Here is an 18,414-nt window from a genome sequence, read left to right as displayed (position 1 = left end):
GAGGACCAACCCATGACCATGACCACCGAACAGGCCGAATGGTTTTCCGGCACCTTTGAGAAGCTCGTCGCCAACGTAGGCCAGGCCGTCCTCGGCAAGGCCCACGTCATCCGCCTGACGTTCACCGCGATGCTAGCCGAGGGGCATGTCCTCTTCGAGGACGCCCCGGGCACCGGCAAGACCTCGCTGGCGCGGGCCCTCGCAGCCACCGTGCAGGGCTCCAACAACCGCATCCAGTTCACCCCGGACCTGCTGCCCTCGGATGTCACCGGCGTGACCATCTACGACCAGAAGTCGCAGAAGTTCGAGTTCCACAAGGGGCCGATCTTCAACAACATCGTGCTGGCCGACGAAATCAACCGGGCCTCGCCCAAGACACAGTCGGCGCTCCTTGAGGTCATGGAGGAATCCCGCGTCACGGTGGACGGCACCACCTACGAGGCCGGCCGCCCGTTTATGGTGATGGCGACCCAGAACCCGATCGAGCAGGCCGGCACCTACCGGCTGCCGGAAGCCCAGCTGGACCGCTTCCTGATCAAGACCTCCATCGGCTACCCGGACCACGCCTCCACGGTGCAGCTGCTCGGCGGCGCCAACCTCAAGGACCGCTCCAAGGACATCACCCCCGTCATCACCACCCAGGCGATCGCGGACATGGCCGACCTCGCCGCCACCACCCACGTCGACACCGCCGTGCTGGAATACATCTCCCGGCTCTGCGAGGAGACCCGCAACGCCCCGGAAACCCGCCTCGGCGTCTCCGTCCGCGGCGCCCTCGCCATGGTCCGCGCCGCCAAGGTCTGGGCCGCCAGCCAGGGACGCAACTTTGTGCTGCCGGACGACATCAAGGACCTGGCCGCCGTCGTCTGGACCCACCGCCTCGTCATGGACCCGGAAGCCGAATTCTCCGGTGCGACCCCCGAAGCCGTGCTGGCGCGCGTCCTCTCCGAGGTCGCCGCCCCGCAGCAGCGCGCCTCCGTCGGCTAGCTGCCCGGCACCACCGCCCCGCAGTTCAGCCCGCCCTGCACCCCTCCGCAGGGCTCCGGCACCCCGTCACCCAGCACGAACAAAGGCACCCAAATGTCCTCCAGCACTCCGCTGACCCGGCTTGCTGAACGCCTGCAACGGCCCTTCCACCGGGACGGCAGGCCCACGCGGCTGCATCCTGCCTCCCTCTGGGCCGACGCCGGCAGCACCGCCAGCCTGGCCCTGAGGCCGGTCTGGCGTGCCGTGCGCGGGCTCTGGCTGCGGTACGCGTGGCCCGTCCTCTCGGTCGTCAGCGTCCTGGGCTGGTCCGTTCTCGCGGCGTCGATCCTGCTGTGGACCGTCGGCCAGGCCTTCGGCTGGCAGGAAGCCAAGGCCGCCGCGATCGCAGCCTTCGTGCTGTTCGCGCTGGCGGTGGGCTTCATCCTGGGCCGCTCCTCCTACGGGGTGGTGCTGGACCTGGCCCGGACCCGGGTGGCGGTGGGCGACCGCGCTGTCGGCAGCATCGCCGTTTCCAACACCTCCGCCCGCCCGCTGCTGCCCGCGGACCTGGAACTCCCGGTCGGAGCCGCCACCGCCGTCTTCCACCTGCCCCGGATGAAGCCGCAGCAAGTCCACGAGGACCTGTTCACCATCCCCACCGCGCGGCGCGCGGTGATTGCCGTGGGCCCGGTCCGGTCCGTCCGCGCGGACCCGCTGCACCTGCTGCGCCGCCAGGTGCTCTGGACCGAACCCGAGGACCTGTTCGTCCACCCGAGGACCGCGGCGCTGGCAGGCTCGGCCGCCGGTTTCATCCGTGACCTCGAGGGCATGCCCACCACCGACCTCTCCAGCGCCGATGTGTCCTTCCACGCCCTGCGCGACTACGTGCCGGGCGATGACCGGCGGCACATCCACTGGAAGACCACGGCCCGCATCAACAAGCTGATGGTCCGCCAGTTCGAGGAAACCCGCCGGGCCCACCTCGCCATCTCGCTGTCCATCAACACGGACGAATACGCCTCGGAGGAGGAATTCGAACTGGCCATCTCCACCGCCGCCTCGATCGGACGCCAGGCCATCCGCGACCAGCGCGACCTCGACGTGCTGACCCAGAAGGGCCCGCTGCGCTGCGAAACCGGCCGCAACATGCTCGATGACATGACCCGGATCGTCGGCGCACCGCAGCGCAGGACCGCCGTCGACCTCGCCCGGAGCCTGGCGGACACCGTCCCCAACGCCTCCGTGGTGTTCCTGGTCGTCGGCAGCAACGTCACCCCCGCCCAGCTGCGCTCCGCCTCGGCCTCCGTGCCGATGGGTGTCCGCAGCCTCGCCGTCCGGCTCCAGCTCGGCGCCGCGCCCGCCCGGGCCAATATTGGCGAGCTGACCGTGCTGACCCTCGGCGACCTCTCCGATCTGGCCATCGTGCTGAGGAAGGCGGCAGCATGAGCACCGCAACCCCGCTCCGTCCCCGCAACAACGTGCGGGCCAACGCCGCCCGGTCCCGCCGTTCCGGCTTCGCCGACGGCCAGCCGCTCTGGCATCTCGCGCTCGACGCCGGGGCGCTCACCGTGCTGCTGGGCCTGGGCGTGCTCGGGTTCAGCCTCAGCTTCGGCGGCGACCCGTACTACCTGGCCGCAGGCTTCGGCGGCATCCTGCTGGGCCTCGCCCTGGCGGCGGCCAATGTGCACTTCCGCCTGGGCCTGCTGATCACCGCCGCCCTGACGCTGGGCGTGTACCTCCTCTTCGGCACCGCGCTGGCGGTCCCGGAGGCGTCGGTCGGCGGCGTCCTGCCCACCCTCGATTCGCTGCGCACGCTGCTGCTCGGAGTCGTGTTCGCCTGGAAGGACATGCTCACCGTCGGTGTGCCGGTCGGCACCGCCGGCGGCACCCTGATCGTGCCGTTCCTCAGCTCGCTCCTCACGGCGCTGGCGGCCGGGCTGCTGATCTGGCGGCTCAAGAACCCGTACTGGCCGCTGCTTTCGGTGCTGGTGCTGTTCGTCACCGGTATCGCCTTCAGCACCAACGCGGGTTTCCTCACCGTGGAACGAGGCATTGCGCTCACCGTGGTCTCGATCTCCTGGGCCACCTTCCGCCGCGACGTGCTGCGCCGCAGCGATACCCGCAAGGTCTCCGTCAACCGGCTGGAAACGGACGACGCCACAGCCCGTGCGGCCGCCCTCCGCCGGCTTGGCACCGCCGCCGCGGTGATCGCCGTCGCCGTCGGGATCACCGCCATCGCCTCCCCGCTGGTCACCGCCAGTGACGACCGCCGCGTGCTGCGCAACACGATCGTCCCGCCGTTCGACCCGAAAGACTACGTCACCCCGCTGGCGAGCTTCCGCAACCTCGTCAAGGACAAGAAGGATGACAAGCTCTTCGAAGTCAAGGGCCTGCCCAAGGACGCCCGGGTACGCCTCGCCGCGCTCGATTCCTTCAACGGCACCAACTACAACATGGACCCGAACGGCTCCGGCAGCTTCAGCAAGGTGGGCGACGCGAAATCCATCAACACCCTCGCGGACTCCACCGGGATCGTGCCGACCACCAACTACGCCCTGGACATCACGATCGAGGACTACCAGGGTTACTTCCTGCCCGGCGGCAGCAAAACCACCGGGATCAGCTTTGCCAATGACGGTTCGGGTGCCGCCGCCGGGCTGTACTTCAACGCCGGAACGGACACGGCCGTGACCACCCGGGGCCTGGCCAAGGGCGACGCCTACCGGGTCCAGGTTGCCGACCCCGCCACCCTGGAACACGGGCAGCTGACGCAGTACGACTTCGCCAGGCTGTCCCTGCCGGACCCCGCCGAGGTGCCCCCCGTCGTCGGCTCCCAGGCCAACGACCTCGCCGCCGACGCCCCCACCGCCATTGACCGGGTGCGCCAGATCGAGGCGCACTTCCAGAAGAAGGGCGCCTTCAGCAACGGCCTGATCGCCGACGGCCAGCTGCCCAGCGTCTCCGGCCACGGCGCCAACCGGATCCGGAGCCTGCTCACCGCCAAGCAGATGCTCGGCGACGACGAACAGTACGCCGTCGCGATGTCGCTGATGCTGCGCCACCTCGGCATCCCCTCCCGGGTGGTGATGGGGTTCTACCCGGATCCCAAGAGTCCGGAAAACGGCGCCGGCGACGTGCAGATCACCGGCAAGGACGTCCATGCCTGGGTCGAGGTCGCCTTCGACCGGGTGGGCTGGGTGTCCTTCGACCCCACCCCGCCGAAGGACAATGTGCCGATCCCGCCGGATCCGGAGAACAAGTCCAAACCCAAGCCCCAGGTGCTGCAGCCCCCGCCCCCGCCGCAGGAGCCCGCGGACCTCCCGCCGGACTCCTCACCGGACGCGCTGGATGCCGACGAGAAGAAGAACAACCCCTGGCTGTTCTGGGGCCCGCTCCTCACTGCGATCGGGTACACGCTGATCCCGGTCGTGGTCCTGGCGCTGCCGCTCCTGCTGATCGCCCTGCTCAAGTCCCGGCGCCGGCTGGCACGCTTCCGCGACGGCCACCCTGCCCAGCGCGTCGGCGGCGGCTGGAACGAAGTCGTCAGCCTCGCGACCGACCTCGGTGCCGGGGTGGACCAGCGCGCCACCCGGCGTGAGTCCGCCGTCGTGCTCGCCGGTGCCTTCCCGGCCAGCGGGGGGACCATCACGCTGCTTGCCAACCGTGCCGACGCCGCGATCTTCGGCGCCGGCCAGCCGAGTGAGGACGAGGTCCGGCACTACTGGGAGACGGTGGACGGATCGCTCAAGGAGATGACCGGAACACTCGGTTTTTGGGGACGGCAGCGGGCCCGGTTCTCGCCGCGCTCCCTCCTGGCCGACGGCCGGGCCGCCCTGAAGCAGCGGGGCGAGCAGCCAGTCCGGTTCCGCCGGAAGCGCGCCGCGCCCGCAGGATCAGAACACCCCGCAGATACAGTGGAGGGTCCGGCGGCGGCAGCAGGACATGGTGCTGCTGCCGACGCCGCAGCCGACGCCAGCCAGACCGCCAGGAAGAACCGCAACGAGCCATGACCGACGACGCCGAGCGCTGCCCGCGCTGCCAGCAGCCGCTCCGACCGGGGGCTGCCTTTTGCACCTCCTGCGGCACGCCGCTGAGCAACAGGTCCGCGCGCAGACAGCAGCACCTCCCGCCGCAGGGACCGATCCCCGGTAGTATCCCCCTAACGCAGGGCCCGGCCACGGGCCGTGGACAAGGGGGAGGTCCTGCCATGCCAGACAAGCTTGAACTGGTCCCCGCCGCTGCCGGAAAACGGCTGGGAGCCGCGGTGCTGGACTGGCTGCCCCCGGTGACCATCCTGACAGTCCTGCTGGCGGTCGGTTTCGCCGGTATCACCCGCACCCAAAGCGGGGGCTTCATCGTGTACGGCACCTCCTCGCTGGTGCTCTTCGGCGGCATCGGAGCGGTCCTCACCCTGGTCTACGCCGCGGTCCTCGCCATGGTCGAAGGCCGGTCCGGAGTCACCGTCGGCAACCGCCTCATGGGGATCCGCAGCACGGATGCCGACGGCTACGCCCCGGGCGGGGGAGCGGTGTTCCTCCGCGGCCTCATCACCGGAGCCGGAGTGCTGCTGGCCGTGATCGCCGCCGCCGCGGTCATGGCCTTCCAGTGGTTCGGCGTCGCCGTGCTGGTGCTGGGACCGCTCCTGTTCCTCGGCGCGGCCTGGGCCGTCCTCGTGGTGCTCTCCAGCGCCTGGGACCGCAACGGCCAGCTCCGCGGCTGGCACGACACCGCAGCCAAAACCCTCGTCTTCGATGTGAAGGCCGGACGCAACCCGATCACCACCGGCGGCATCCAGGGCCCCTACAGCTTCGCGCCCCTCGACCTCCCCCCGGTCCAGCAGGTCGCCTCGCCGCTGGCAGGTGCCGCGGCGGCGGCGTCCGCAACTGCCGCGCCGTACGCTCCTGCCGCGCCTGCCGCGCCTGCCGCAGCGGAACGTCCTGCCGCCGGACAGCCGCCGGCGGTCACAGCGCAGCCGGCCCCGCCGGCGCCGCTTCCCCCAGTATCTTTCGCGCCGCCGGCACGGAGCGCATCCTTGCACCCCGGCACACACCCGGACGATGACCACGACCGCACCCAGGTCCGCGGCAACACACAGGCTCCCGTCACCGTGGCGATGCTCCGGATCGGGCTGGACGACGGCCGCGAAATCGAATTGGACCGCACCGCGCTGATCGGCCGCAACCCCGCCGGGCACCCCGGTGAGGACTCCGTGCAGCTCATCCCGATGGCCGATCCCGGCCGTTCCATTTCCAAGACCCACCTCCACCTCCTTGCCGGAAACGGGGGAGTCTGGGTGACCGACCGCAACTCCACCAACGGCAGCGCCGTCACCACCCCGGACGGTATCCGAACCTCCCTCGCGGCAGGGGAACCCACCCACGTACGCCCAGGCTCCACCGTGCACTTCGGTGACCGCTCCTTCTACCTAGGACAGGCATGAATCCCCAGCCGGCCGCCGTGCCATCCCCTCCGAGCCCCGGCAACGACCCGGTGCCCTCCCCGGGCACTCCGCCCAGCGGTTCCTCCAGCGGTGCCTCCAGCCTCCGGCTTAGCGTCGGCTACGGCACGGACCGCGGCCTGCGCCGCGAAATGAACGAGGATTCCTTCATCGCCGCGGATCCCGTCTTCGCTGTCGCGGACGGCATGGGAGGACATGAGGCTGGCGAGATTGCCAGCGGCATCTGCGTGCGCACGCTGGCCCAGATCCCGCAGCTGGCGAGCGGGGAGCGGGACGCCACCGCCGGCGTCGTGCAGGAGTACCTCCTGATGGCCGACGAGAGCATCCGCGTGGCCACGGGCTCCCGCGCCGGGACCACACTCTCCGGCGTCGTGGTGGTGGAGCAGATGGGCGTCCCGTACTGGCTGGTCCTGAACATCGGCGACTCCCGGACCTACCGCCTGAGCCAGGGCAAGCTCAGCCAGGTCAGCGTCGACCACTCCGAGGTCCAGGAACTTGTCGACGCCGGGCAGATCAGCCCGGCGCAGGCCGCCGTGCACCCGCGCCGGCATGTCGTCACCCGGGCACTCGGCACCGGCGACGAGACCGAGGCGGACTACTGGCTGCTGCCCATCGAGGAAGGCGACCGGCTTCTGGTCTGCTCCGACGGTCTCAACGGCGAACTCGACGATGACCACATTTCCACTATCCTGCGTTCCCGGACGGACCCGCAGGCGGCCGTGGATGAACTCATCCAGGCGGCCCTGCGCAGCGGCGGCCGTGACAATGTCACCTGCATCGTGCTGGACGCCACCAATGTCACCAACGACGACGGTGCCGCCCAGACAACGCCGCGCAGCGCCGCCGCGGCGGAGGACGAGGACACCCTGCCCCGGACCGATGCGCTGGACCTCACCCCCAGCGGGGAACCGGTTTCCCAAGCCGGGCCGGACGCCGGGCAACCGGATGCCGGTGAACCGGCCAATACGGCTGCGGCCGCCACGGAAGATGGCAAGGACCCGGATGATGGCAAGTAAGCCGGCCGCTGCCGCGCGGTACACGCCCGGCAGTTGGCTCGGTGTGGTGCGCTCCGGAACCGTGGTGCTGCTGCGCCCGGAAAGCGCGGCTGCCCTGGTGGAATCCGTGTGGGAACTCCTTGCAACCGGTCCCCAGGTGCACGAGGTGCTCGACGCCGTGACCTCGGCCTCGGGCGGTTCGCTGGCCCGGCTGCCGTGGTTCGCAATCGTGGACAACCGGAGCGCCGTGCAATTCTTCCTGCGCGGCGAGATCGACCTGACCGTTGACCTGCCGTCGGGCCCGGTGGAACTGAGCGGCCGCGAGGTGACCACCTGGACGGAACGGCGCTTCGCAGCCGCCAACGGATTCAGCCTGACCGTCCCGGGCGCCGAAGCCACGGGTGCGGCCGGTGCCGGGCGGGACCTTCCGTTGACCGACGGTGTGGTCCTGCTCCGGGGCCTGCGGGTGGATTTTGCCGGCGCAGCGCCGGAAAGCGACCTGCTGGCGGCCGCCGAGGCCGACATTGCGGCCGGCTCGCTCGATGACGACGCCTCCGCAGAGACCGTGCTGGGGTTCCCCGGGGAGGACCTCGAGCTCGGCGGAACCCTGCACGCAGAACCGGAACAGCAAACGGAACAGGAGCCGGAACCGGAGCCTGAACAGGAGGAGCCGGAGCCGCACCTGGAGCCGGAACTGGCCGAGCAGGAACCGGCCGAGCAGGAGCCGACGGGCAGCTACGACCACCTCTGGGAACAGACGGTGATGCGGAACATCGAAGACGCCGCCGTCCGCGAGGACCCCGACGCCGACGGCGAACCCGCCACCGAACCCGCCACCGAACCCGCCACCGAACCCGCCACCGGACCCGGGGCCGCCAGCCCGGAGGCTTCCAGTGCCGTGTCCGTGCCGGACCCGGCCGCATCCGTACCAGTGCGGTCCTTCCCCGCTCCCGCCCCGGAACTTCCGGCGGCTCCGCGGCCTGCGGTCCCCACCGGACTGATCGACTCCGTGCCCTGGCTCACCGGAACCGCTGCCGGCAGCGGCACCGGCAGTGGCCGCCCGCCGTCGTCCGGGTCGTCAACGCAACCGCCCGCGCCGGCCGCACCGTTGCCACCCACCGCCCCGCAGGCTAATGACCCGCAGGTACCGGTCCCGCAGGTCCAAATCCCGCAGGCGCAGGCCCCTCAGACGCCTGTACCGCCGGACCCGGCCGCGCAGCCCGAAGCGGATGTGGACCACGACGGCCAGACGATCATGAAGAGCGATCTCGCGGGAGCCGCCCCGCGGCCGGCCGGCACCCAGCGCGGCGGCCCGGAACCGGCCACCGGCCCGATGGTGCTGGCCCGGGTCTGCCCGCAGGGACACGCCAACCCGTCCACCTATTCACACTGCGGCCGCTGCGCAGAGCCGCTGCCCGGCGACGGCGTCCAGGTCCGGCGCCCCCGCCTGGGCCGGATGCGCCTGTCCACCGGCGGCCTGATCGACCTGGACCAGTCGCTCATCGTGGGACGCCAGCCCTCGGTGTCGCGCGTCCAGGGCGCCGTGATGCCCAAGCTGGTCCAGGTGGCCAGCCCCAGCGGGGATATCTCCCGCTCGCACGTGGAGGTCCGGCTGGAAGGCTGGCACGTGATGCTCTGCGACCTCAAGGCGACCAACGGCACCGTGCTGGTCCGCGAAGGCCAGCCCCCGCGCCGGCTGGCGCAGGGCGAGATGGCCATCCTGCTCGACGGCGACATCGCAGAAGTAGGCGACGGCATCTCGCTGCGCTTTGAGGAGATCCCGTGAGCTCAAAACGGCCAGTAGCCCCGCCGCCGATCATTCCGGGCTTCCACTACATCAGCCTGCTCGGCTCCGGCGGGTTCTCCGACGTCTACCTCTACGAGCAGGACCGGCCGCGCCGCAAGGTGGCCGTCAAGGTGCTGCTATCGGACCTGTTGACCGAGGGCGCCCGCCGCCGCTTCGAATCCGAAGCAAACCTGATGGCGCAGCTGTCCTCGCACCCCTATATCGTGACGATCTTCCAAGCCGAGATCACCGACTCCGGGCATTCCTACCTGGCCATGGAGTACTGCTCCCGGCCCAGCCTGGATGTCCGCTACCGGCGGCAGCGCTTCAGCGTTGACGAGGTCCTGGCCGTCGGCATCCAGGTGGCATCCGCCGTCGAGACCGCCCACCGGGCCGGCATCGCGCACCGGGACATCAAGCCCGCCAACATCCTGGTCACCGACTACAACCGGCCCGCCCTGACCGACTTCGGCATCTCCGGCACGCTCGCCGGCGACCAGGACGAGGACGCGGGCATGTCCATCCCGTGGTCCCCGCCGGAACAGTTCACCGGCCACCAGGTCGACGGCGTCCTGGTGGACGTCTGGGCGCTCGGCGCCACGCTCTATACTCTCTTGGCCGGCCGGTCCCCGTTTGTGCTGCCGGGAGCCGACAACTCACAGCGTGAGCTGATCTCCCGCATCACCAACCTGCCGGTGCCGAAACTGGGCCGCGCCGACGTGCCGGAATCCCTGGAACTGGCGCTCTCGACGGCGATGGCCAAGTCCGCCGCGTCCCGCTACTCCTCGGCCCATGCCTTCGCCCTGGCCCTGCAGCGGATCCAGGCCGAACTGAACCTCTCCGTGACCTCGTTCGAGGTGCTGGAAGAGCAGCGCGCCGAGGACAACCACCCCGACGACGGCTTCGAGGAAACCCGCGTCCGCAGCGTCGCCTCGATCGACCCGGACGCCACGGGCAACGCCCCCACCTTCCCGGTGCGGGTCCCTGAAGCGGACACCCGCTTCACGGCCGACAACGCCACCACCTTCAACAACGCGACCATCCAGCGCCCGCCGGCCTTGCCCGGTTTCGACACACCCGGCGCCGGCCGGCCGTCCGGACCGCGGACTCCCGCCGGGTCCGCCGCCCCCGACGACGACGTGGCGGCCACGGTCAGCCGCTCCCGCACGGCGGATCCGGCCGGCGGCCCGGACGACGGCGCGGCGGGGCACCCGGCCGGGCACGGCCGCCGGAACCTGATGCTCTCGATCGTCGGCGGCACCGTGGTGGTGGCCGCCGTCGTCCTCGGGATTGTGGCGGCCACCACCCGGCCCGAGCCGGCGCCGAAAGCCACCGGGCAGATCAGCAAACCGCCCGCCGACGCGCTGGACAACGGCACCGTCCCGGACGTCACGGGGCTGACCGGGACTGCCGGAGCGGCCGGGAAGGTCAGCTTCAGCTGGACCAACCCGCAGCCCAAACCGGGCGACAGCTACAAGTGGCGGGTCCATACGCTCAAGGACGACGGGCAGTACCAGGCCGCCGCCGAGCCGAAAGCCGAAATGGCCGCGAACCCGGCCGAGCCCAGCTGCATCCAGGTCATGATCGTCCGCAGGGACGGGGCTTCCTCGCCACTGGGCCCGGACTCCATCGCCTGCGTCAGCAAATAACCAACGACTTCCGGAAAGGTACGGATTATGGGGGATCTGGCAATAGATTTCTGCGGCGAGTGGCATGAGCCCTCGGACGAGGACATCTTCAGCATCGGCCGCGAAGGCGATCTTGAGGTGGACGACAACCCGTACCTGCACCGGCAGTTCCTGCAGATCGCCCGCTATGACGGCATCTGGTGGCTCAGCAACGTCGGCAGCATGCTCTCCGCGACCATTGCCGACGCCACCGGCGGGATGCAGGCCTGGCTCTCGCCGGGGGCCCGGATCCCGCTGGTCTTCAGCCACACCAACGTCATCTTCACGGCCGGGCCCACCACCTACGAATTCGCCGTCCATCTGCAAACCCCCGCCTTCCGGCAGGAAGCCCGCGAGGAGGACAGCGGCGGGGACACCACCATCGGACCGGTGCTCTTCACCGACTCGCAGAAGGCCCTGATTGTGGCCCTCGCCGAACCCATGCTGCGCCGCGACGGGACCGGCTTCAGCGCCATCCCGTCCTCGGCCGACGCCGCCAGGACCCTGGGCTGGGCGCTGACGCGGTTCAACAGAAAGCTGGACAATGTGTGCGACAAACTGGACAAAGTCGGCGTCGCCGGCCTTCGGGGCGGCGGCGGCAAGCTCGCCACCAACCGCCGAGCGAGGCTCGTGGAACACGCCGTGACCTCACATCTCGTGACCGCCGCCGACCTGCACCTGCTGGACCAGCAGAATGCCAAAAACAGTGCCGTGGCCATTAACGGAGCCGACGAAGCGTGAGAATCCGACTGACGCTGCGCCGCGACCCGGCCGACGCCAAAGACCTTGCTGTCACGGTGGACGGGCTCGCCACCGTCGCGGACATCGCCACCCAGCTCTGGGCGGCCGACCCGGCACGGCGGGGGACCCCGCCGCCGTCGAACCTGTCCCTGCGCATCGAGGAGGCCTTCGCCGCCGGCGGCATGAAGGGCAGCGTCCTGGACCGGAAGGACAGCCTGCTGGAATCCGGGCTGCGGCCCGGCTCCATCGTTTCGCTGACCCGGCTGAGTGAGCAGTTCGGGACGCCCGGCGCGAACCGGGGCCCGGCGGCGGCGACGCTGCGGGTGCTGTCCGGACCCGACGCCGGACGGGAATTCCCGCTGCCGTCCGGCACCAGCTACATCGGCAGGGACCGCGACGTCGACATCCGGCTCACGGACCCGCTCACCTCCAAACGGCACGCCCGGATCACGGTGGGCGAGACGGTCGAGATCGTTGACACGAACTCGGCCAACGGGCTGCTCATGGACGGACTGCCGGTCACCCGCGCCACGCTGAGCTCCTCGGACACCGTGGCCCTGGGGGACACGACTGTCTCCGTGGTGTCCCTCGGCACCGGGCACGGTTCCGCGCCGAGCTCCCCGCTGATCGATTTCAACCGCTCGCCCCGCGTGGTGCCGCGTTTCGAGCAGCAGAAGCGGATGCTCCCGGCCGGACCCAAGCGCCAGGAGCACCACGCCTTCCCGTACATCATGCTGCTCGCGCCGCTGATGATGGGCGGCATACTGTTCGCCGTCACCCAGAACGTGCTCTCCGTGGTCTTTATGCTGATGATGCCGCTGTTCATCGTGGGCCATTACGTGGACCAGAAGCTGCAGTCCAAGCGGGAACGCAAGGAACAGCTCAAGCAGTTCCGTGAATCGATGGCCGTGTTCCGGACCGACACCACCCGGCTGCAGAACGTGGAACGCTCGGTCCGGTTGCAGGAAGCACCGTCCGTCAGCGACACGGTCGACTCGATCTACAAGCTCGGCCCGCTGCTCTGGACCCACCGTCCCGAGCACACCGGGTTCCTGGGCCTGCGCTTCGGGCTGGGGACCTCGCCCTCGCGGATCCAGTTCGAGGAGCCCAACAGCAACGACACCGAAGCCGAGTACATGGCTGAAATCCAGGAGTGCCTGGCACAGTTCCGCGACATCGAGGGTGTGCCGGTCGTCTCGCAGCTGCGTTCCGCCGGCTCCTTCGGCCTCGCGGGCTCCCGCGGCCTCGTCGACGACGTCGCCCGCGGGATGGTCCTGCAGCTGGTCGGCCTGCACTCGCCCGCGGAAGTTGTCCTGACCGCCATCACCTCGGCGCAGTCGAAGGAACGCTGGGAATGGCTGCAGTGGCTCCCGCACGTCGGCTCCGGCCACAGCCCGCTGGGCGGCGACCACCTCGCCGCCGGCCCCGCGGGCGGCTCGGCCCTGCTCTCCCGGCTCGAAGACCTGATCGACCAGCGCGAGGCCGCGTCGCAGACCCCGCGCCCGGCCCTGCGGCCCGGCGTCGATCCGCTCAGCATGGACCTCCCGGAACCGCTGCTGCCCACCGTGCTGGTGGTCGTCGAGGACGACGCCCCGGTGGACCGCGGCCGGCTCACCCGCGTCCTGGAACGGGGGCCGGACTCCGGCGTGCACGTCATGTGGGTCGCCACCTCGGTCCAGCAGCTTCCGGCCGCGTGCCGGGACTTCATGGCGGTCGACGGCGACCACGGCGCCACCACCGGGCAGGTCCGGCTCGGCCGGCACACCTTCCCGGTGAGCTGCGAAAGCCTCGACGCCGGACTCGCCGCCCAGCTCGCCCGGATGCTCTCGCCCGTGGTGGACGTCGGCAAGCCGCTGGAGGACGAATCCGACCTGCCGCGCGCCGTTTCCTACGCCACCCTGATCGGCAAGGACTTCCTGGACAGCCCGGCGGCCGTGGCGGAACGCTGGACCGAGAACAATTCGGTCCGCGCCTCCGCCAAGCCCAACCGCAAGGACAACGGCACGCTCCGGGCGCTCGTCGGATCCAAGGGCATCGAACCGCTCTACCTCGACCTGAAAAACGAGGGCCCGCACGCCCTCGTCGGCGGCACCACCGGCGCCGGCAAGTCCGAATTCCTGCAGTCCTGGGTGATGGGCATGGCCGCCGCCTACAGCCCGGACCGGGTGAGCTTCCTGTTTGTGGACTACAAGGGCGGCGCCGCGTTCGCGGACTGCCTGCACCTGCCCCACACCGTGGGCCTGGTCACCGACCTCTCCCAGCACCTCGTCCGCCGCGCGCTGACCTCGCTGCGGGCGGAGCTGCACTACCGGGAACGGCTGCTGAACCGGAAGAAAGCCAAGGACCTGCTGGAACTCCAGCGCGAAGCGGATCCGGAGGCGCCCCCCTACCTGATCATCATCGTGGACGAGTTCGCGGCCCTCGCCACCGAGGTGCCGGAGTTCGTCGACGGCGTCGTGGACGTCGCCGCCCGCGGACGTTCCCTCGGACTGCACCTGATCCTGGCCACCCAGCGCCCTGCCGGCGTGATCAAGGAAAGCCTGCGCGCCAACACCAACCTGCGGGTGGCGCTGCGGATGGCCGACGAGGACGACGCGATCGACATCCTCGGTGTGCCCACGGCCGCGTACTTCGACCCCGCCATCCCCGGGCGCGGCGCCGCCAAGACCGGCCCCGGCCGGATCCAGGGTTTCCAGACCGGCTACGCCGGCGGCTGGACCACGGAGAGGCCGCAGCGCCCGCAGATCGAGATCGTCGAGATGGCCTTCGGTTCCGGCCCGGCCTGGGCCGCACCGGCCCCGGAGACCCCGGTCCAGGAAGAAGCTGCCGGCCCCAACGACATCGCCCGGATGACGGCCAACATCATCAGGGCCGCCGACGTGCTCTCCATCGAGCCGCCGCGCAAACCCTGGCTCGATGAGCTGGCGACGAGCTATGACTTCTCCCTGCTGCCGAACCCCCGCACCGACGAACGCCTGCTCCTGGGCGTGGCGGACGACCCGGCGCACCAGGACCAGCCCACCGTGTTCTACGAACCGGACCGGGACGGCAACATGGCCATCTACGGCACCGGCGGCTCCGGCAAGTCCGCGGCGCTGCGCGGCATCGCGATCGCCGCCGCGGTCACCCCCCGCGGCGGGCCGGTCAACGTCTACGGCATCGACTGCGGCTCCTCGGGGCTGAAGATGCTCGATGAGCTGCCGCACGTCGGGGAAATCATCAACGGCGACGACGTCGAACGCGTCGGCCGGCTGCTGCGCTGGCTCCGGGACCTCGCCGACGACCGGTCCGCCCGCTACTCCGAAGTGCGCGCGTCGACCATAGTGGAGTACCGCAAACTGGCGGACCGGCCGGAGGAAAAGCGCATCTTCGTGCTGGTGGACGGCATGTCCGCCTTCCGCGAGGCGTACGAATACAGCAAGCTCTCGGCGCTCTGGGACATCTTCCTGCAGCTCGCCACCGACGGCCGCCCGCTCGGCATCCACCTCGTGGTCAGCGGGGACCGCCCCAACTCGGTGCCGGCGTCGCTGCTGGCCTCGATCCAGCGCCGGCTGGTGCTGCGGCTCTCTTCGGAGGACGACTACCTGTCCATGGACGTGCCCAAGGATGTCCTGGGCCAGGCGTCGCCTCCGGGACGCGGCCTGCTGGGCAACCTCGAGGTCCAGCTCGCTGTCCTGGGCGGCAACTCCAACCTGGCCGTGCAGGCACGCGAGGTGCACAAGCTCAGCGAGGCCATGCTGCGCCAGGGCGTCGAACGTGCCCCGCAGATCGAACGGCTGCCGGACCAGATCGACCTCGGCATCCTGCCGGCCGGCAGCCCGGACCTGCCGGTGATCGGCGTCGACGGCGAGACACTCCAGCCGGCCGAGATCCTGGCCAAGGGCCCGCTGCTGCTGGCAGGCCCTCCGGGCTCCGGGCGCACCGTGGCCCTCGTGACCCTGGCCTACGCGCTGCGCCGCTCCAACCCCGGCGTCGAACTGATCTACGTCGGCTCCCGGCGTTCCACGGCGGCGGCCCTGAAGCTCTGGGACCGCTCGGTGGTCGGCGCCGACAACGTCGAGGAGGCCATCGATGAGCTGGTGGATTACTCCACCGGCACGCCCGGCAAGCTTGCGATCTTCATCGAGGGCCTGACCGACTTCACCGACACGGGCGCGGAGTCGGGCATCGAACGGCTCGTCACGGCGTCGATCAAGGCCGAACAGTGGGTGGTCGGCGAATCCGAGACGTCCACCTGGTCCTCGGCCTGGTCCCTCGCGCAGCCGTTCAAATCCGGCCGCCGCGGCCTGCTGCTCAACCCGGGAGACATCGACGGCGATAGCCTGCTCAGCACCTCGCTGGGCCGGATCAGCACGGACTTCATCCCCGGCCGCGGCTACATCGTGGGCCGCGGCAAGGTACGCAAGCTCCAGGTCGCGCTTCCCCCCGAGAACCGGAACTAAACCCGTTGACCTTGCAGTTAATGTCCTTATGAAGCACTTATAGGGGCAACAACTGCAAGGTCAACGAGGGGCGTCACTTCCGGCTCCCCTTCTGTGTATCGACGATTATCGATACAATGGGAGGAGACCCGCAACAAAGGAGAACCACATGCCTGTTATCCGAATCTACGAATCCGCCCTCTGCTGTGACACCGGTGTCTGCGGCCCCGACGTGGACCAGTCCTTGGTGGAAGTGACCGCGGACGTGCGTCATCTCCAGGGCCTCGGTGCCGACATTGCGCGCCACAATCTCGCCAGCGAACCGACCGTCTTCGCGGAGGACGAGACGGTCCGCGGATTTATGCACCTGGTCGGATCAAAGGGCCTTCCGCTCACCATCGTCGACGGCGTTACGGTCGCCACCGGCACCTACCCGAGCAGGGGACAGCTGCTGGCGCTGGCCGGACTCGGCGCAGCCGGCGTCGACCCGCAGGCCCGGCCGGAACTCGGCCTGAGTGAAAAGTCCGGCGGCTGCTGCGGCGGCTCGACGAGCTGCTGCTAGGTCCCGGCGTGGAGTTTCTGGCGAACATACCCCGGTTCGTGTTCTTCACCGGCAAGGGCGGTGTCGGCAAGACCTCCGTAGCGTGCGCAACAGCGCTCACCCTTGCCCGGGCCGGTCAGAAGGTCTTACTGGTCAGTACAGACCCCGCGTCCAACGTCGGTCAGGTCTTCGGCGTGACCATTGGGAACACGGTCACGCCGATTCAGGATGTGCCCGGCCTGTCAGCGTTGGAGATTGACCCGGAGCAGGCGGCCGAGGCGTACCGGGAACGGATCATCGCGCCGGTCCGCGGACTCCTGCCCGAGACCGAATTGGCCGGCATCGCCGAGAGCCTCTCGGGTTCCTGCACCACCGAGATCGCTTCCTTCGACGAGTTCACCAACCTGCTCGCCGACGAGGGCTCCTACGGCGGGTATGACCACATCGTTTTCGACACCGCCCCGACCGGCCACACGATCCGGCTGCTGCAGCTGCCGGGCTCGTGGACCGATTTCCTGGCGGCAGGCAAGGGGGACCCGTCCTGCCTTGGCCCCCTGTCGGGACTCGAGAAGCACAAGCAGGTGTACGCCAAAGCGGTCCAGGCCCTCACGGACCCGGCGAGGACCCGGCTTGTCCTGGTCAGCCGCGCGCAGACATCCTCGCTCAGCGAAATTGAGCGGACTTACCTCGAACTCAGCCAGATCGGGATCGCGGGAGGATACGTTGTGGTCAACGGCGTCCTGCCGGAGGCCGCAGGGGACGAGGATCTGGCGCAGGCTCTGCGCGCCCGGGAAGCTGCCGCCATCGCAGCCATTCCCGACGCGGTAGCCGGCCTGCCCCGGGATGTCCTGGACCTGAAGCCGGGCAACATGGTCGGCATTGCTGCGCTGGAATCCCTGTTCGCGCCCACATCCGGCGCCGATATCACTGCTGACGCCGCGCTGGTCCCCGAGATTGAGGACGCCCCGCTGGCTGCCCTGGTGAACGAAGTGGAGCTCGACGGCCACGGCCTCGTGATGTGCATGGGCAAGGGCGGGGTCGGGAAGACCACCGTCGCTGCCGCCATTGCGGTCGCCCTGGCCAAACGCGGGCATGCGGTCCACCTCACCACGACCGACCCCGCAGCCCACCTCACCGAAACACTCCATGGTTCCATCCCGGGTCTCACGGTTTCGCGCATCGATCCGGAAGCGGCCATCCAGGAGTACCGCGATCACGTGATGGAGACCAAGGGCCGGAACCTGGACGACAACGGACGGGCGGCCCTCGCTGAGGACCTGATGTCCCCGTGCACGGACGAGGTGGCAGTGTTCCGGCAGTTCTCCAGGGTGGTCCAGGAATCCCGCCGGCACTTCGTGGTGATCGACACCGCACCGACCGGCCACACCCTGCTGCTCCTGGACGCCACCGGTTCGTACCACCGGGAGATCGCCCGCCAGGTCGGCGACACCATGGGATTCGTGACGCCCCTCATGCGGCTCCAGGACCCGGCGCAGACCAAGGTCGTTCTCGTTACGCTGGCCGAGACTACGCCGGTGCTGGAAGCCGAAGAGTTGAAGGGTGACCTGGAACGGGCCGGAATCCACCCGTGGGCCTGGGTCATCAACAACTCGATCGCCGCCGCACACCCGCAGACGCCGTTCCTGCGGGCCCGCGCCGCGAGCGAAACCGAACAGATCACGAAGGTGCACACCCTGACGGACCGGGTCGCGCTCATTCCGCTGCTGCCGGAGGAACCCATCGGCGAGGAGAAGCTGTCGGCGCTGACTGCCCTCAGCTCCCTGCCGGCCTGACGTGGACCGGGGCCGGCCTGACGTGGACCGGGCCACCGCCGACGCT

11 protein-coding genes are annotated in these 18,414 nt (G+C 69.8%); all 11 read left to right on the top strand.

The genetic code is table 11. The features are described from left to right. The first annotated feature begins 12 nt into the window (after nucleotides 1-12). The 11 genes from AC1MFL_RS03630 (at nucleotide 13) to arsA (ending at nucleotide 18,368) form a co-directional block, all read left to right on the top strand. On the top strand, nucleotides 13-987 hold the full coding sequence (locus tag AC1MFL_RS03630) for an AAA family ATPase (protein WP_479813505.1): 975 nt from the start codon (nucleotides 13-15) through the stop codon (nucleotides 985-987). 93 nt (nucleotides 988-1,080) lie between these two features. Continuing rightward, nucleotides 1,081-2,412 (top strand): DUF58 domain-containing protein, encoded by a 1,332-nt coding sequence (locus tag AC1MFL_RS03625; protein ID WP_479813504.1) that lies wholly within the window; start codon nucleotides 1,081-1,083, stop codon nucleotides 2,410-2,412. Next, a complete protein-coding gene (locus tag AC1MFL_RS03620; protein ID WP_479813503.1) occupies nucleotides 2,409-4,976 on the top strand; it encodes a transglutaminase-like domain-containing protein in 2,568 nt (855 codons plus the stop codon). Before AC1MFL_RS03625 ends, AC1MFL_RS03620 begins: the two co-directional genes overlap by 4 nt. Continuing rightward, nucleotides 4,973-6,406, top strand: coding sequence for an RDD family protein (locus tag AC1MFL_RS03615; RefSeq protein WP_479813502.1), 1,434 nt, complete (start codon nucleotides 4,973-4,975; stop codon nucleotides 6,404-6,406). The genes AC1MFL_RS03620 and AC1MFL_RS03615 overlap by 4 nt, the downstream gene beginning before the upstream one ends. After that, the gene (locus tag AC1MFL_RS03610; protein WP_479813501.1) at nucleotides 6,403-7,440 is read left to right on the top strand and encodes a PP2C family protein-serine/threonine phosphatase; all 1,038 of its coding nucleotides are present in this window, start codon (nucleotides 6,403-6,405) and stop codon (nucleotides 7,438-7,440) included. The genes AC1MFL_RS03615 and AC1MFL_RS03610 overlap by 4 nt, the downstream gene beginning before the upstream one ends. Beyond that, on the top strand, nucleotides 7,430-9,205 hold the full coding sequence (locus tag AC1MFL_RS03605; RefSeq protein ID WP_479813500.1) for an FHA domain-containing protein: 1,776 nt from the start codon (nucleotides 7,430-7,432) through the stop codon (nucleotides 9,203-9,205). Before AC1MFL_RS03610 ends, AC1MFL_RS03605 begins: the two co-directional genes overlap by 11 nt. Beyond that, the gene (locus AC1MFL_RS03600) at nucleotides 9,202-10,854 is read left to right on the top strand and encodes a serine/threonine-protein kinase (protein ID WP_479813499.1); all 1,653 of its coding nucleotides are present in this window, start codon (nucleotides 9,202-9,204) and stop codon (nucleotides 10,852-10,854) included. Before AC1MFL_RS03605 ends, AC1MFL_RS03600 begins: the two co-directional genes overlap by 4 nt. A gap of 27 nt (nucleotides 10,855-10,881) precedes the next feature. Then, nucleotides 10,882-11,613, top strand: a complete 732-nt coding sequence (locus tag AC1MFL_RS03595) for a hypothetical protein (RefSeq protein ID WP_479813498.1) — start codon at nucleotides 10,882-10,884, stop codon at nucleotides 11,611-11,613. Continuing rightward, nucleotides 11,610-16,055: an FtsK/SpoIIIE domain-containing protein gene (locus AC1MFL_RS03590; RefSeq protein WP_479813497.1), complete on the top strand. Its 4,446-nt coding sequence runs from the start codon at nucleotides 11,610-11,612 to the stop codon at nucleotides 16,053-16,055. The genes AC1MFL_RS03595 and AC1MFL_RS03590 overlap by 4 nt, the downstream gene beginning before the upstream one ends. A 148-nt stretch (nucleotides 16,056-16,203) precedes the next feature. Continuing rightward, nucleotides 16,204-16,596: an arsenite efflux transporter metallochaperone ArsD gene (arsD, locus tag AC1MFL_RS03585; RefSeq protein WP_479813496.1), complete on the top strand. Its 393-nt coding sequence runs from the start codon at nucleotides 16,204-16,206 to the stop codon at nucleotides 16,594-16,596. Between the two features lie 8 nt (nucleotides 16,597-16,604). Next, nucleotides 16,605-18,368, top strand: coding sequence for an arsenical pump-driving ATPase (gene arsA, locus AC1MFL_RS03580; protein ID WP_479813495.1), 1,764 nt, complete (start codon nucleotides 16,605-16,607; stop codon nucleotides 18,366-18,368). Nucleotides 18,369-18,414 lie beyond the last annotated feature (46 nt).

The organism is Arthrobacter sp. BG3 (assembly GCF_056680185.1).
This window is presented reverse-complemented; position numbering and strand designations above follow the sequence as displayed.

Bases quoted from the DNA above. Each gene is read 5' to 3' on its own strand.
- AC1MFL_RS03630 (WP_479813505.1), top strand. From the start codon at position 13: ATGACCATGACCACCGAACAGGCCGAATGGTTTTCCGGCACCTTTGAG.
- AC1MFL_RS03625 (WP_479813504.1), top strand. From the start codon at position 1,081: ATGTCCTCCAGCACTCCGCTGACCCGGCTTGCTGAACGCCTGCAACGG.
- AC1MFL_RS03620 (WP_479813503.1), top strand. From the start codon at position 2,409: ATGAGCACCGCAACCCCGCTCCGTCCCCGCAACAACGTGCGGGCCAAC.
- AC1MFL_RS03615 (WP_479813502.1), top strand. From the start codon at position 4,973: ATGACCGACGACGCCGAGCGCTGCCCGCGCTGCCAGCAGCCGCTCCGA.
- AC1MFL_RS03610 (WP_479813501.1), top strand. From the start codon at position 6,403: ATGAATCCCCAGCCGGCCGCCGTGCCATCCCCTCCGAGCCCCGGCAAC.
- AC1MFL_RS03605 (WP_479813500.1), top strand. From the start codon at position 7,430: ATGGCAAGTAAGCCGGCCGCTGCCGCGCGGTACACGCCCGGCAGTTGG.
- AC1MFL_RS03595 (WP_479813498.1), top strand. From the start codon at position 10,882: ATGGGGGATCTGGCAATAGATTTCTGCGGCGAGTGGCATGAGCCCTCG.
- arsD (WP_479813496.1), top strand. From the start codon at position 16,204: ATGCCTGTTATCCGAATCTACGAATCCGCCCTCTGCTGTGACACCGGT.